13 protein-coding genes are annotated in these 14,242 nt (G+C 73.1%); 11 read left to right on the forward strand and 2 right to left on the reverse strand.

The window, feature by feature from the left end; translation table 11 throughout:
• Positions 1–215 precede the first annotated feature (215 nt).
• From ABZ490_RS00990 to ABZ490_RS01000, 3 genes are read left to right on the forward strand one after another with little or no spacing between them, the layout of a single operon-like run.
• Entirely contained in the window at positions 216–1,775 is a 1,560-nt protein-coding gene (locus ABZ490_RS00990) for an amino acid adenylation domain-containing protein (protein ID WP_358982532.1), read from the forward strand.
• Positions 1,772–3,019, forward strand: a complete 1,248-nt coding sequence (locus ABZ490_RS00995; RefSeq protein WP_358982534.1) for a hypothetical protein — start codon at positions 1,772–1,774, stop codon at positions 3,017–3,019. Before ABZ490_RS00990 ends, ABZ490_RS00995 begins: the two co-directional genes overlap by 4 nt.
• A gap of 14 nt (positions 3,020–3,033) precedes the next feature.
• Positions 3,034–3,801 (forward strand): enoyl-CoA hydratase-related protein, encoded by a 768-nt coding sequence (locus tag ABZ490_RS01000; protein ID WP_358982536.1) that lies wholly within the window; start codon positions 3,034–3,036, stop codon positions 3,799–3,801.
• Between the two features lie 41 nt (positions 3,802–3,842).
• Here ABZ490_RS01000 and ABZ490_RS01005 read toward each other — a convergent pair whose 3' ends face one another.
• Positions 3,843–4,520, reverse strand: coding sequence for an ElyC/SanA/YdcF family protein (locus ABZ490_RS01005; RefSeq protein WP_358982538.1), 678 nt, complete (start codon positions 4,518–4,520; stop codon positions 3,843–3,845).
• 191 nt (positions 4,521–4,711) lie between these two features.
• Between ABZ490_RS01005 and ABZ490_RS01010 the strand changes: the two genes are divergently transcribed.
• Positions 4,712–5,491: a sirohydrochlorin chelatase gene (locus ABZ490_RS01010; RefSeq protein WP_358982540.1), complete on the forward strand. Its 780-nt coding sequence runs from the start codon at positions 4,712–4,714 to the stop codon at positions 5,489–5,491.
• Positions 5,492–5,522: 31 nt separating this feature from the next.
• Here the strand turns inward: ABZ490_RS01010 and ABZ490_RS01015 are convergent, their stop codons facing one another.
• Positions 5,523–6,413, reverse strand: a complete 891-nt coding sequence (locus ABZ490_RS01015) for a LysR family transcriptional regulator (protein WP_358982542.1) — start codon at positions 6,411–6,413, stop codon at positions 5,523–5,525.
• A gap of 75 nt (positions 6,414–6,488) precedes the next feature.
• On the opposite strand from ABZ490_RS01015, the gene ABZ490_RS01020 reads away from it, so the two are divergent.
• From ABZ490_RS01020 to ABZ490_RS01050, 7 genes are all read left to right on the forward strand, one after another.
• Positions 6,489–6,929: a nuclear transport factor 2 family protein gene (locus ABZ490_RS01020; RefSeq protein WP_358982544.1), complete on the forward strand. Its 441-nt coding sequence runs from the start codon at positions 6,489–6,491 to the stop codon at positions 6,927–6,929.
• A 4-nt stretch (positions 6,930–6,933) separates the two neighbouring features.
• The gene (locus ABZ490_RS01025) at positions 6,934–7,803 is read left to right on the forward strand and encodes an NAD(P)H-binding protein (protein WP_358982546.1); all 870 of its coding nucleotides are present in this window, start codon (positions 6,934–6,936) and stop codon (positions 7,801–7,803) included.
• Positions 7,804–7,831: 28 nt separating this feature from the next.
• Positions 7,832–8,215, forward strand: a complete 384-nt coding sequence (locus ABZ490_RS01030; protein WP_358982548.1) for a DoxX family protein — start codon at positions 7,832–7,834, stop codon at positions 8,213–8,215.
• Positions 8,216–8,275: 60 nt separating this feature from the next.
• Complete coding sequence (locus tag ABZ490_RS01035) at positions 8,276–9,529, forward strand: deoxyguanosinetriphosphate triphosphohydrolase (RefSeq protein ID WP_358982550.1); 1,254 nt, start codon at positions 8,276–8,278, stop codon at positions 9,527–9,529.
• A 143-nt stretch (positions 9,530–9,672) separates the two neighbouring features.
• Entirely contained in the window at positions 9,673–10,938 is a 1,266-nt protein-coding gene (locus ABZ490_RS01040; RefSeq protein ID WP_358982552.1) for an FAD-dependent oxidoreductase, read from the forward strand.
• A 124-nt stretch (positions 10,939–11,062) separates the two neighbouring features.
• Positions 11,063–12,961 carry a DNA primase gene (gene dnaG / locus ABZ490_RS01045; protein WP_358982554.1) on the forward strand — a complete coding sequence of 633 codons (1,899 nt, stop codon included), beginning with the start codon at positions 11,063–11,065 and terminating at the stop codon, positions 12,959–12,961.
• A gap of 115 nt (positions 12,962–13,076) precedes the next feature.
• A complete protein-coding gene (locus tag ABZ490_RS01050; RefSeq protein ID WP_358982955.1) occupies positions 13,077–14,237 on the forward strand; it encodes an RNA polymerase sigma factor in 1,161 nt (386 codons plus the stop codon).
• Positions 14,238–14,242: the final 5 nt, after the last annotated feature.

A 14,242-nucleotide genomic window follows, 5' to 3' on the forward strand; every position in this document is an offset into this window, starting at 1 on the left:
GGAGGAGCGGGTGTGACGGAAGACGCCTCACGTGACTCATTTCGTCCCGTAGTTGGCCGGTCACACATGGTTGAGAGTTGAAGAGCCGCTACTAGAGTCGAGAACGCGTACGACCCGCACGGCATCGCACGACCGCACGGCGTTCGAAACCCCGGGCATGCCGCCGCCCCGGACATGTCACCCGACACTCGAACCAGCCTGGAGGTCCCCCCGACATGCCTCTGCGCCATCTCACCCCCCATGACCGGCAGCTCTTCCACCGGTACGGCCGCGGCCCCGCCGTCCCCGTGCCGGACCCGCTGATCCACCGGGCCGTCGAACGGCAGGCCGCCGCCCGGCCGCACGCGATCGCCGCCGAACACCAGGGCGCGACCCTCACCTACGGCGAACTGGACCGGTACGCCGACGCCGTCGCCGCCCGGCTGGCCCGCGAGGGCGTCCGCCCCGGCGACCACGTCGGGCTCTTCGTCCGCCGCTCGATCCCCCTGCTGGTCGGCCTGCTCGGCATCCTGAAGGCGGGCGCGGCCTACGTCCCCCAGGACGTCGGTCTCGCGCCGCGGGCCCAGCTCGACCATGTGGTGCGCACCGCCGCGACCGTCGTCGTCCTCACCCAGCGCGAGCACCTCGCACGGGTACCGGCCGGCCCCCGGGTGATCGCCCTGGACGATCCCCTCGAACCGGCCCCGGCGCCCCGCCCCCGGATCGCCCCCGACGACGGCTGCTACGTCCTGTTCACGTCCGGCACCACCGGCCGCCCCAACGGGGTGAAGGTCACCCACCGCAATGTCGCCAACATCCTGCTCACCCGGCCCGGCGCCCTCGGCATCCGCCCCGGCGACCGCGTGGCCCACCTCCTCAACGTGGCCTTCGACATGGCGGCCTGGGAGATCCTCGGCTGCCTGGCGCACGGCGCCACCCTGGTCGTCCGCGGCAAGGACATCGCGGCGGCCGCGCGCACCGCCACCGTGCTGATCGCCACCCCGACCGTGCTGTCCGGCATCGATCCGGCGGCCTGCCCCCGGGTGCGCGCGGTGGCCGTCGCCGGGGAGCCCTGCCCGCGCCCGCTCGCCGACCGCTGGGCCCGCCGCGCGGCCTTCTTCAACTGCTGCGGCCCCACCGAGACCACCATCGTCAACACGATGAGCCGCCACGACCCGGCCGACCCGCTGCTCACCATCGGCCGCCCCACCCCCAACAACACGGTGTACGTCCTCGACGCCGACCGCCGTCCGCTGCCCATCGGCGAGACCGGCGAGATGTGGGCGGGCGGCGACTGCGTCTCGGCGGGGTATCTCGGCAACGAGGCCCTCAACGCCGAGCGGTACGCGCCCGACCCCTTCCTCGGCGGCGGCCGGCTCATGTTCCGCACCCGCGACCTGGGCCGCTGGACCGCCGACGGCCGGCTGGAGCACCTCGGCCGCACCGACGACCAGGTCAAGGTGCGCGGCTTCCGCGTGGAGCTGGACTCGGTCTCCTCGGTCCTGGAGCGGCTCCCCGGCTGCACCCGGGCGGTGACCCTCCGGCGCGACGCCCGCAGCCTGGTCTCCTTCGTCTGCCCGGCGGACGTCGACCCGGACGCGGCCCGCCGCGCCGTCGCCGACGCGCTGCCGTACTACTGCGTCCCCGTTGATGTCATGCCCCTGACATCCTTGCCGGAGACCGACCGCGGCAAGATCGACAAACCGGCGCTGCTGCGGCTGGCGCGGGAGCGTACGGAGATGTCCCCGGAGCGGGAGCGGGAGCGGGACCGGGACCGGGTGGCGGTGACCCGGTGACGACCTCCCTGGACCGCACCTCCGTCGGACCGCCCCCGCTGCTGTCCGCGCCCCGCCGCCTCCTCAAGCACCCCCGCCTGATGCACTACAACCGCCTCGCGGCCCTCGTGCTCACCGTCAACGCGGCCTACGCCTGGCTCAGTTGGCCGCCGACCGACCGCTCCCTCGCCCACGCGGCCCTCGCCAACCTCGCCCTCGCCGTCCTCGTCCGCCAGCAGTACGTCGTCAACCTCCTCTTCCGACTGGCGACTTCGGCCCCGACCCACTGGCCGCTGCGGCTGCGCTGGACGCTCGGCAAGGTCTACCACTTCGGCGGACTGCACGTGGGCGGGGCGCTGGCCGGGGCCGCCTGGTTCCTGGCCCTCACCCTGCGGACGCGGAACGGCCCTCTCCTGGCGGTCGGTTGGACCCTCGTGGCCCTCCTCGCGCTGATCGTGGCGACCGCCCTGCCGCCCTTCCGCTCCCGTCACCACGACACCTTCGAGAAGATCCACCGCTTCGGCGGCTGGACCGCCCTCGCCCTGTTCTGGACGCACACCCTGATGTCGGCCCCCGGCCCGGTGCCGGTGGCGGTGCTCGCGCTCGTCACCTTCAGCGTCGCGCTGCCCTGGCTGCGGCTGCGCAGGGTCGACGTACGCACCGAACGCCCCTCCCCGCACGTGGCGCTGGCCCGCTTCGACTACGGCGAGACCCCGTTCGCCGGCTCCTCCACCGCGATCAGCCGCAGCCCGCTCGGGGAGTGGCACTCCTTCGCCAACGTCCCGGCCCCCGGCGAGTCCGGCTTCCGGCTCACCATCTCCCGGGCCGGCGACTGGACCGGCTCCTTCATCGACGACCTGCCCGCGACGGTCTGGACGAAGGGCATCACCACCGCCGGCGTCGCCAACATCGAGGTCCTCTTCCGCAAGGTGGTGTACGTGGCGACCGGCAGCGGCATCGGCCCCTGCCTGCCCCATCTGCTCGCCGCCGAGGTCCCCTCCCGCCTGGTCTGGGCGACCCGCGACCCCCGGACGACCTACGGCGACGCCCTCGTCGACGAGATCCTCGCCGTCCAGCCGCACGCCGTCGTCTGGGACACCTCCCGCGACGGCAAGCCCGACATGGTGGCCCTCGCCCACGCCGCCCACCGGGACTTCGGGGCGGAGGCGGTGATCTGCATCTCCAACAAGAAGCTGACCTGGCAGGTCGTGCACGGGCTGGAACGGCGCGGGATTCCGGCCTACGGCGCGATCTGGGACTCGTGAGAGGAGCGGCGGGGATGACGAACCTGAAACGGGACCGCGCGGGCGCGGTCGTGACCGTGACCCTGCACCGCCCGCACGTCCGCAACGCCCTGGACTCGGCGCTGCTCGCCGAACTCATGGACGTCCTGCGGCCGTTGGAGGCGGACCCCACCGTCGGCTGTGTGGTCCTCACCGGCTCCGGGCCGGCGTTCGCCGCGGGCGCCGACATCCGGGAGATGGCGGACCGGACGGCCGTCGAGATGATGGACGCGGACTGGTTCGGCGGCTGGGAGGAGTTCGCCGACCTGCGCGTCCCGACGATCGCGGCGGTGGACGGGTACGCCCTGGGCGGCGGCTGCGAGCTGGCGATGATGTGCGACCTGGTGATCGCGGGGGAGTCCGCGGTGTTCGGCCAGCCGGAGATCACGCTCGGGGTCATCCCCGGCATCGGGGGCACCCAGCGGCTGACCCGTCTGGTCGGCCGCGCCAAGGCGATGGACCTGGTCCTCACCGGCCGCACCATGGACGCCGCCGAGGCGGAACGCGCGGGCCTGGTCTCCCGGATCGTCCCGGACGGGCGGGTCCTCGCCGAGGCCCTGGAGGCGGCGGCGACGATCGCCTCGTACGGCCGGATCGCGGTCCGCGCGGCCCGGGAGTGCGTGGACCGGGCCCTGGAGACCGGCCTGCGCGACGGCGTCCGCCACGAACGGCGCGTCTTCCACGCGCTGTTCGCGACACAGGACCAGAAGGAGGGCATGACGGCGTTCCTGGAGAAACGCCCCCCGGTGTTCCGGGGCCGCTGACGGCCGGGGGCGGGAGCGGTGGCCTCCTCTCCCGCCCCCGGTCACCTCCCTGCCGCCAGCGCCCGCGTGACGCCCTTCTCCTTCGGGCCGAGGAACCGCGGATCCGGCTCGAACACCGCGTCCAGGGCCGCCTTGCCCGCCGCGAGGATCTCCCGGGTGCCCCCGTAGTACCAGGTCACGTCGTGCTTGGCGTCGACACCGACACCGTACGAGTCGACGCCCGCCGCCTCGCACAGGGCGACCGCCCGCCGGATGTGGAAGCCCTGGCTGATCAGCACCGCCCGGTCCACGCCGAAGATCTTCTTGGCGCGCACACAGGAGTCCCAGGTGTCGAAGCCGGCGTAGTCGCTGACGATCCGTCCGTCCGGCACCCCGTGCCGGGTCAGATAGGCGCGCATCGCGTCCGGCTCGTCGTAGTCCTCGCGGCTGTTGTCACCGGTGACCAGGACGACCCGGATCCGGCCCTCCCGGTACAGCTTCGCCGCCGCGTCGAGCCGGTGCGCCAGATACGGCGACGGCTCGCCGTCCCACAGCCCGGCCCCGAAGACCACGGCGACCTCCCGGCGCGGCGCCCCCGCCGTCGTACCGATCCGGTCGCCCGTGGACACGAACAGCCAGGTGGCCGGGAGCAGCGCGAGCACACACCCGGCCATCACCGCCTGCACCAGCCGGCGCCGCCCGGCACGGGTGCGCGGCAGCCGCGGTCGACGGATCTTCATGAGGTGCCCCCTGCGTGGATCTGGGTCGAAATCCCGTTCGGCCCGGAAAGACGCAGCGTACGGTGATCCGGTTCGCCCGCCGGCGGAGGGCCCCGGACCTCACAGCGCCCCTACCCTCGCCGTGAACGCCCGGAAAATACTCGTGACGGTCAGGCAACGGGGGTGCAACCTCGCCCGGCGACGATCGGGGCATGAGCCAGCCAAGCCTCGTCCAGCTCGACGCCCGCCGGCGCCCGGCCCCGCCCGCGCTGGTGGTCGTCGCCCACGGCAGCCGGGACCCGCGCGCCCTGAGCACCGTCCGCACCCTGCTCGACCGGGTCCGCGACCGGCGCCCCGGACTGCCGGTGCACCTCGGCCACATCGAGCTCAACGAGCCCCTGCTCACCGACACGCTGGCCGCCCTGGACGCCCGCGGCACCACGGACGCCGTCCTGGTGCCCCTGCTCCTCGCCCGCGGCTACCACGTCAAGCGGGACATCCCGGAGATGGCGGCGACGGCCCGGGTCCGCACGCGTGTGGCGGCCCCGCTCGGCCCGCACCCCCTCCTGGTCGACACCCTGCACACCCGTCTCCTGGAGGCGGGCTGGCCCCCGGCCCCGACCGCCGAGGACCGCCGTACCGGAGCCGTGGTCCTCGCGGCGGCGGGCTCCCGTGACCCCGACTCGGCGACGGACACCCGCCGCACGGCCCAGCTGCTGGCGAAGCGCCTGGGCGTCCCGGTGGTCCCGGCGTACGCGTCGACGGCGACCCCCACGGTGGAGGCGGCCCTGCGCGCGCTGGCGGCGCGGGGCCGGGACCGGGTGGCGGTGGCCTCGTACTTCACCGCGCCGGGCCGCTTCGCCCGGGAGTGCGCCGAGCAGGCCCCCTGGATCGCCTCGGCCCCCCTGGGCACCCACCCCGCGATGGCCGACCTGCTGCTCCACCGCTACGACCGGGCGCTGGAGACGGGCGGCAGCAGCAACGCCGCCTGACGCCTCCGTCCCACGAGGAGGTTTCTCCGTCTCACGCGGCGAGGGGACCGAGGTCGGCGGCGGTCTCGGCCAGGGCGCGCAGGGCGGGGCTGTCGGCGCCGGTGCGCCAGGTGAGCGCGAACTCCAGGGCGGGAGCGTCGGTCAGGGGCAGGAAGACGACGCCGGGGGGCTTGTTGTAGCGCGCGGCGATCTCGCCCAGCGGGTGGACGCAGCGGCCGGAGGCGACCAGCGAGAGGATCTCGTGGAAGGTCCGCGCGACGGGCCCGCGGGGGACACGGCGGCCCAGCGGGGTGCGGGTGGGGACCATGGAGGCGACCCAGTACTCGGGGAGCCCGGGACCGATGTCGACGACGTGGTGGTCGGCCAGGTCCTCCAGCGAGGCCGTGCCCTGTCCGGCGAGCGGATGGTCCGCGGCCACGGCCAGCACCCGGCCCATCGTGAGCACGGTGGGGCCGACGGTGAGGTCCGGTTCGACGACGGGCAGCCACAGCACGTGCGCGTCGTGCTCCCCGCCGCGCAGACCGGTGAAGGCGTCGACGCCGTTGATCTCGCCGAACTCGACGTCGCCGCCGGGGTGGCGGGCGCGGAACGCGTCGACGAGGGGCCGTAGTTCATGCCCGGCATGCCCGAACACACCGAGTCTGAGGGTGCGGTCCGCGCCCGCACCGGCGGCCTGGGCCCGGGCGAGTCCCGCGCGCAGGAGGTCGAGGGCCTGCTGGAGGTCCTCCCGCAGGCGCCGGCCGACCGGGGTCAGGGCCACCCGCCGACTGGTGCGGTCGAACAGGACCACACCGAGCTGCCGTTCCTGTCGGCGGATGGCCTGGCTGACCCGGGCCTGGGACACATGGAGCCGTTCGGCGGTGCGGCCGAAGTGCAGTTCCTCGGCCAGGGTCAGGAAGATCTCGACGTCCCGCAGCTCCATGCATAACCCCCACGTTATGAACAGCCCCACGGACTTTACCTTGTTCGCCCGCTGACCTGCGTCGATGCTGAGGGCATGAACGCTTCCCAGGACGTCGTCGACCGCTTCGAGATCGAGGAACTGCGCGCCGAGGTCACCGACGCGGTGATGATGCGTGACTTCGACCGCTTCGCCTCGCTGTTCACCCCCGGCGCAGTCGTGCGCTGGCCGCACATCGGCAAGGAGTTCACCGGCCGCGAGGAGATCCGGTCGGGGATCGAGTGGGGGCAGGGGCTGTGGGAGTTCTTCGTCCAGAACGTCCACGCGGGGGTCGTCCGGCTCGACGGCGACACGGCGACCGGGCGGGTGTACATCGAGGAGTTCGGGCGGATGCGCGACGGCGGATCCCATCGCAACCACGCCCTCTACCACGACCGTTACCGGCGCACACCCGACGGCTGGCGGTTCGACGAACGGGTCTACGAGGTCCGGTACGTCGACTCCGCGCCGCTCACGGGCTCATCACCGAAGGAGTAGTGTCATGTACCTGATCACCGGAGCCGGTGGTGTCGTGGGACGCCGGGTGATGGACCTGCTGCTGCGGGAGCGCGGGGGCGGCGGCGAGAACGGCGAGAAGGCAGCCGTCGCCGCGGTCACCCGCGGTCCCGGCGCGGACGCGCTCCCGGACGGTGTCCGGGCCGTCGTCGGCGACCTGTTCCACCCCGGCTGGATCGAGCCGGCGCTGGCCGGGGCGCGGGCCCTCCAGATCAGCCCGCGCGCCACCGGCCCGGGGCTCGGCGCACTCCTGCGGCTCGCCGCCGGCCAGGGCGTACGGCGGGTGGTGCTGCTGTCGGCCACCACCGTGGACCATCCCGCGGGGGAGGCCCGCTTCGCCGCGCAGTTCCGCCACGCCGAGGACCTCGTCAGGAACTCCGGCCTGGACTGGACGGTCCTGCGCCTGGCCGACTTCGCGGCCAACGCGCTGGCCTGGGCACCCCAGATCAGGTCCGGCGACGTGGTGCGCGGCGCGTACGGCCGGGCCGCGACCTCGCCCGTCCACGAGGACGACATCGCGGAGGTCGCCGTACACGCCCTGCGCGGCACCCTCCCGCCGGGGCCGGTGCACACCCTGACCGGGCCGCAGTCGCTGGACCAGGCCGAGAAGGTGCGGCTCATCGGGGCCGCCCTCGGCCGGGACCTGACCTTCCAGGAGCTCCCGCCCGAGCGGATCCGCCAGGGCATGCTCGCCCAAGGGCTGCCCGAGGAGGTCCCCGACCGGCTGCTCGGCTCCCTGGCCGACTACGCCCGCCGCCCGGGACCCACCACCGCCACCGTGGCGGACCTGCTGGGCCGGCCCGCGCGCACCTTCGCCGACTGGGCCCGCGCGCACGCACCCGCCTTCGGCGCCTGACCCTCTTCCCACCGACCCGGGAGCCCCCATGAACATCACCCTGTGGACCGCCGCCGGACTGCTGACCGCGGTCGCCCTGGCGGGCGGCATCACCAAGACCTTCGTCCCCAGGGCGAGACTGTCCGCCCAGCACGGCGGGGAATGGACGCAGCAGGCGAGCGACGGCTTCGTCAGGACCCTCGGGATCCTGGAGCTGCTGGCCGCGGCCGGGCTGATCCTGCCCGCCGTGCTCGGTGTCGCCCCGGTCATGGTGCCGGTGACGGCCCTTTGCTGGGTCGCCCTCATGATCGGCGCCATGATCACCCACGGCCGTCTCGGCCAGTCCGGGCTGGTCCTGGTGAACGCGGTCTACCTCGCGCTCGCCGCCTTCGTCGCGTGGGGCCGCCTCGGCCCCTGGTCCTTCGGCGGGTGACAGTGGTCGAAAGGCGCCCCTGAGCACCCGATTGTCACTACCGCCGCTTAATGTCGAAACATGCCCTATGACCTGCCGTCAGCCGAACGCTGGGCCCCCGAACCGGACAAGCGCCCCGGCCGCACCGCCTTCCAGCGCGACCGCGCGAGAATCCTGCACTCCTCCGCGCTGAGAAGGCTCGCGGGAAAGACCCAGGTCGTCACGCCGGGGGAGCGCAGCCAGGAGTGGGACGCCACCCCCCGCACCCGCCTCACCCACTCCCTGGAGTGCGCCCAGGTCGGCCGTGAACTGGGCGCCGCCCTCGGCTGCGACCCCGACCTCGTCGAAGCGGCCTGTCTCGCCCACGACCTCGGCCACCCCCCGTTCGGTCACAACGGCGAACAGGCCCTCAACGACTTCGCCCACGACTGCGGCGGCTTCGAGGGCAACGCGCAGTCGCTGCGCCTGCTCACCCGGATCGAGCCCAAGCGCTTCACCGCCGAGGGCTCCGTCGGTCTCAACCTCACCCGGGCCACCCTCGACGCCGCCACCAAGTACCCCTGGCCCAGGGGCGGCCACCCCACGGACCCGGCCTCCCCCAAGTTCGGCGTCTACGAGGACGACCGGCCCGTCTTCACATGGGCCCGCAAGGAGGCCCCCGGCTCCCGTACCTGCTTCGAGGCGCAGATCATGGACTGGTCCGACGACGTGGCCTACTCGGTGCACGACGTGGAGGACGGTCTGCACGCCGGCCACATCGACCCCGCCCGGCTGCGCGACGCGCCGGAGCGCGCCGAGGTCTTCCGGGTCGCCGTCGGCCGTTACGTCCCGGCGGACACCGACCCGGCCGAACTCGCCGCCGCCCTCGACCGCCTCGAGGACCAGGAGTGGTGGCCGCACGGCTACGACGGCTCCGCGGTCGCCCAGGCCCGCCTCAAGGACGCCACCAGCCAGCTCATCGGCCGCTTCTGCCTCGCCGCGGAGGGCGCCACCCGCGGGCGCTACGGCTCCGGGCCCCTCACCCGCTACGGCGCCGCACTCGTCGTACCGCACGAGACCCGCCTGGAGTGCGCGGTCCTCAAGGCCGTCGCCGACCGGTACGTCATGCAGCGCGCCGAGCAGGAGCGGCTCCGCGCCGACCAGCGCGTCGTGATCACCGAGCTGGCCGAGGCGCTCACCGCCCGCGCGCCCGAGGGCCTCGACCCCCAGTTCCGCGCCCTGTTCGCCGAGGCCGCCGACGACCGCGCCCGCAAACGCGTGATCGTCGACCAGATCGCCTCCCTCACCGACGCCTCCGCCCGCTCCCTTCACTCCCGGCTGACCGGGCACCCGTGACCCCAGGGGCAGGAGTGCGCGCAAGTGCACCCAAACGGACCCGAACGTGACCCAGCGTGGCCTGATCGGGCCACGTCCCCTTCCCCCATCACGCTCCGTGCGGGACGCTCGCATGTGGCGGTTCTCTTACGAGGAGGCATCACGTGGTCGACGCGGATCAGACATTCGTCATCGTCGGAGGAGGCCTGGCCGGCGCGAAGGCGGCCGAGACGCTGCGGGCGGAGGGCTTCACCGGCCGCGTGATACTGATCTGCGACGAACGCGACCACCCCTATGAGCGGCCGCCGCTGTCCAAGGGCTTCCTGCTCGGCAAGAAGACCCGCGAGAGCGTCTTCGTGCACGAACCCGCCTGGTACGCGCGCCACGACATCGAGCTGCACCTCGGCCAGACCGTCGACGCGATCGACCGCACGGCGAAGACGGTCCGCTTCGGCGACGACGGCACCCTCGTCCACTACGACAAGCTGCTGCTGGCCACCGGCGCCGAACCGCGCCGCCTCGACATCCCCGGCACCGACCTCGCGGGCGTCCACCACTTGCGCCGGCTCGCGCACGCCGAGCGCCTCAAGGGCGTCCTCACCGCCCTCGGCCGCGACAACGGCCACCTGGTCATCGCGGGCGCCGGCTGGATCGGCCTGGAGGTGGCGGCGGCGGCCCGCGAGTACGGCGCCGAGGTCACCGTCATCGAACCGGCCGCGACCCCCCTGCACAACGTCCTCGGCCCCGAGCTGGGCAATGTCTTCGCCGAGCTGCACCGCGAGCACGGCGTCCGCTTCCGCTTCGGCGTCCGGCTGACCGAGATCGTCGGCCAGGACGGCATGGTCCTCGCCGTGCGCACCGACGACGGCGAGGAGCACCCGGCGCACGACGTCCTCGCCGCGATCGGCGCGGCCCCGCGCACCGCGCTCGCGGAGGCCGCCGGGCTCACGCTCGCCGACCGCGCCCACGGCGGCGGCGTCGCCGTGGACGCCCGGCTGCGCACCTCCGACCCGGACGTGTACGCCGCCGGGGACGTCGCCTCGTTCCCGCACGGCCTGTTCGACACCCGGCTGCGGGTCGAGCACTGGGCCAACGCCCTCAACGGCGGACCGGCGGCGGCCCGCGCCATGCTCGGCAAGGACGTCACCTACGACCGCGTGCCCTACTTCTTCACCGACCAGTACGACCTGGGCATGGAGTACAGCGGCTGGGCGCCTCCGGGGTCGTATGACGAGGTCGTGATCCGCGGGGACGCGGGGAAGCGGGAGTTCGTCGCGTTCTGGGTGAAGGAAGGGCGCGTCCTCGCCGGGATGAACGTGAACGTGTGGGACGTCACAGAGCCGATCCAGAGGCTGATCGCCTCGCGGGCCGCCGTGGACACGGAGGCGCTGGCGGATCCCCATGTGCCGTGGGAGAGCCTTGGCGCCTAGGCGTCCGCGGGGCTCTGCCGTCGCACGCGTGCGGGCCGTACGTGGCTTGTCGCGCAGTTCCCCGCGCCCCTGAGGGGTGCGACCGCTCGCCGGAGTTGTCGGCGCGCCCCCGTAGAATTCACGCGTGGCAGGACGGATCAACGACGAGGACGTGAAGGCGGTACGGGACGCGGTCCCGATCGACGCCGTGGTGTCCGAGTACCTCCAGCTGCGCAACGCGGGCGGCGGCAACCTCAAGGGACTGTGCCCGTTCCACGACGAGAAGTCGCCCTCCTTCCAGGTCAGCCCGAGCAAGGGGCTCTTCCACTGCTTCGGCTGCCAGGAGGGCGGCGACACCCTCACCTTCGTGATGAAGGTCGATCACCTCACCTTCTCCGAGGCCGTCGAGCGGCTCGCCGCCCAGGCCGGCATCACCCTGCGCTACGAGGAGGGCGGCTACAACCCCTCCCACCAGCGCGGTGAACGCATCCGCCTGGTCGAGGCCCACAAGATCGCCGCCGACTTCTACACCGAACAGCTCGCCACCAGCCCGGAGGCCGACACCGGCCGTCAGTTCCTCGCCGAGCGCGGCTTCGACCAGGCCGCCGCCCAGCACTTCTCCGTCGGCTACAGCCCCCAGGGCTGGGACCACCTCACCCGCTTCCTGCGCGGCAAGGGCTTCACCGACAAGGAGCTGCTGCTCTCCGGCCTCTCCCAGGAGGGCCGCCGCGGCCCCATCGACCGCTTCCGCGGCCGGCTGATGTGGCCCATCCGCGACATCGGCGGCGAGGTCGTCGGCTTCGGCGCGCGCAAGCTCTACGAGGCGGACAACGGCCCCAAGTACCTCAACACGCCCGAGACGGCGATCTACAAGAAGTCCCAGGTGCTGTACGGCATCGACCTGGCGAAGAAGGACATCGCCAAGGCCAGCCGCGCCGTCGTCGTCGAGGGCTACACCGACGTCATGGCCTGCCACCTCGCCGGCGTCACCACCGCCATCGCCACCTGCGGCACGGCCTTCGGCGGCGACCACATCAAGGTTTTGCGCCGACTGCTGATGGACAACGGCACCGCACGCGTCATCTTCACCTTCGACGGCGACGCGGCAGGCCAGAAGGCTGCGTTGCGGGCGTTCGAGGATGACCAGAAGTTCGCCGCCGAGACCTACATCGCGATTGCTCCCGATGGCATGGACCCCTGCGAGCTGCGCTTGGCGAAGGGGGACGACGCCGTCGCCGAACTGGTTCAACCGCGCACCCCGCTCTTCAAGTTTGCGCTTCAGCAGATCGTGAAGCGCTACGACCTGGAGACCGCCGGGGGGCGTGCTGCAGCCCTGGACGAAGCGGCCCCCGTGGCAGCCCGGATCAAGGAGCGCACCGCGCGGCGTGAGATGGCCGTGGAACTCGCCGGCCTGGTCGGCATCCTCGACCCGGAGTTCGTCGTGGACCGTGTCGGTCACCTGCACCGACGCGGGGGCGGCAAGGGCCCCGCGCCGACCGGCCGCGGCGGCCCCCAGCAGGCCTACGAGGCCGCCCCCCGCCCCGCCACCGCCGGCCCGGCCCTCACCCTGCGCAACCCCGTCTACGCCACCGAGCGCGAGCTGCTCAAGCTCGCCCTCCAGCGCCCCGAACTGGTCTCCCCGGCCTTCGACGCGTACGGCGTCGACGAGTTCACCGCCGCCCCCTACGCCGCCGTACGCCAGGCCGTCATGGACGCGGGCGGCGCCGAGTGGGGGCTCCAGGACGCCCAGGAGTACCTGATCCGGGTCCGCGAGGCCGCCCCCGACGACACCGTCCGCGCCATGGTCACCGAACTCGCCGTCGAGCCGATCATGCGCCGCACGGTCGACGACGTCTACGCCGGCACGGTCCTCGTCCAGGTCCGCCGGCGCGCCGTGGAACGCCGCGTCCGTGACGTCCAGTCCCAGCTGACCCGTCTCGGCGCCGGCGGCGACCAGGCCCAACTGGCCGCCGTACAGAACGAGCTGTGGGTGCTTCAGCAGTACGACCAGGCGCTGCGGGCACACGGCGCCTCGGCGCTCTGAACAGCTGGTTACGGACCGGACTCAAAAAGTCACCGCACGCCCCTCGTGGCGGGGATGTGTCGTACCCCACACTGGGTCCGGTGCCTGAGTCCTCGGAGCGGCCCCCGCAGTACCGCTGCCGCTCACCTCAGCAGCGATCATCCTGGAGGTCGCCCCCGTGCAGACCCAGACCCTGACGCAGAACGCCAGCACTACCGACGACACGGAACCGGACGCCGAGACCGACGTGCTGGTCGCGGTCCCGCCGCAGCACCGTGCCGCGCACCACCCGGAGACGGAACCGCCCCCGGAGGCCCTGGAAGAGGCCTCCGAGGCCCCTGAGCCCGCCGAGGCGCCCCCCGCGCGGGCCGCCGCCGACACCAGCGGGCCCTCCTCCGACCTGTTCCGCCAGTACCTGCGGGAGATCGGACGCATCCCGCTGCTCACCGCGGCCGAGGAGGTCGACCTCGCCCGCCGGGTCGAGGCCGGGCTGTTCGCCGAGGAGAAACTGGGCAGCACGCCCGACCTGGACAGCGACCTCGCCCTCGACCTCGACCGGCTGGTCGTCATGGGCCGCATGGCCAAGCGCCGCCTCATCGAGGCCAACCTGCGGCTCGTCGTCTCCGTCGCCAAGCGGTACGTCGGACGCGGCCTGACCATGCTCGACCTCGTCCAGGAGGGCAACCTCGGACTGATCCGCGCGGTGGAGAAGTTCGACTACGCCCGCGGCTACAAGTTCTCCACCTACGCCACCTGGTGGATCCGCCAGGCCATGTCCCGCGCCCTCGCCGACCAGGCCCGCACCATCCGCGTCCCGGTGCATGTCGTCGAACTGATCAACCGGGTGGTGCGCGTCCAGCGGCGGATGCTCCAGGAACGCGGCTACGAGCCGACCGCCGACGAGGTCGCCGGCCAGCTCGACCTCGCCCCCGAGCGGGTCGGCGAAGTCCTGCGGCTGGCCCAGGAACCCGTCTCCCTGCACGCCCCGGTGGGCGAGGAGGACGACGTGGCCCTCGGCGACCTCATCGAGGACGGCGACGCGACCAGCCCCGTCGAGTCGGCCGCGTTCCTCCTCCTGCGCGAGCACCTGGAGGCGGTGCTCTCCACGCTCGGCGAGCGTGAGCGCAAGGTCGTACAGCTCCGCTACGGCCTCGCCGACGGGCGCCCGCGCACCCTGGAGGAGATCGGGCGCATCTTCGGGGTGACGCGGGAGCGGATCCGGCAGATCGAGTCGAAGACCCTCAACAAGCTGCGGGACCACGCGTTCGCGGACCAGCTTCGGGGCTACCTGGACTGAAGGTT

The organism is Streptomyces sp. NPDC005811 (assembly GCF_040630405.1).
Lineage (GTDB): Bacteria > Actinomycetota > Actinomycetes > Streptomycetales > Streptomycetaceae > Streptomyces.

Bases quoted from the DNA above. Each gene is read 5' to 3' on its own strand.
- ABZ490_RS01015 (WP_358982542.1), bottom strand. From the start codon at position 6,413: ATGGAGCTGCGGGACGTCGAGATCTTCCTGACCCTGGCCGAGGAACTG.
- ABZ490_RS01010 (WP_358982540.1), top strand. From the start codon at position 4,712: ATGAGCCAGCCAAGCCTCGTCCAGCTCGACGCCCGCCGGCGCCCGGCC.
- ABZ490_RS01025 (WP_358982546.1), top strand. From the start codon at position 6,934: ATGTACCTGATCACCGGAGCCGGTGGTGTCGTGGGACGCCGGGTGATG.
- ABZ490_RS01030 (WP_358982548.1), top strand. From the start codon at position 7,832: ATGAACATCACCCTGTGGACCGCCGCCGGACTGCTGACCGCGGTCGCC.
- ABZ490_RS01000 (WP_358982536.1), top strand. From the start codon at position 3,034: ATGACGAACCTGAAACGGGACCGCGCGGGCGCGGTCGTGACCGTGACC.
- ABZ490_RS01035 (WP_358982550.1), top strand. From the start codon at position 8,276: ATGCCCTATGACCTGCCGTCAGCCGAACGCTGGGCCCCCGAACCGGAC.
- ABZ490_RS01005 (WP_358982538.1), bottom strand. From the start codon at position 4,520: ATGAAGATCCGTCGACCGCGGCTGCCGCGCACCCGTGCCGGGCGGCGC.
- ABZ490_RS01020 (WP_358982544.1), top strand. From the start codon at position 6,489: ATGAACGCTTCCCAGGACGTCGTCGACCGCTTCGAGATCGAGGAACTG.
- ABZ490_RS00990 (WP_358982532.1), top strand. From the start codon at position 216: ATGCCTCTGCGCCATCTCACCCCCCATGACCGGCAGCTCTTCCACCGG.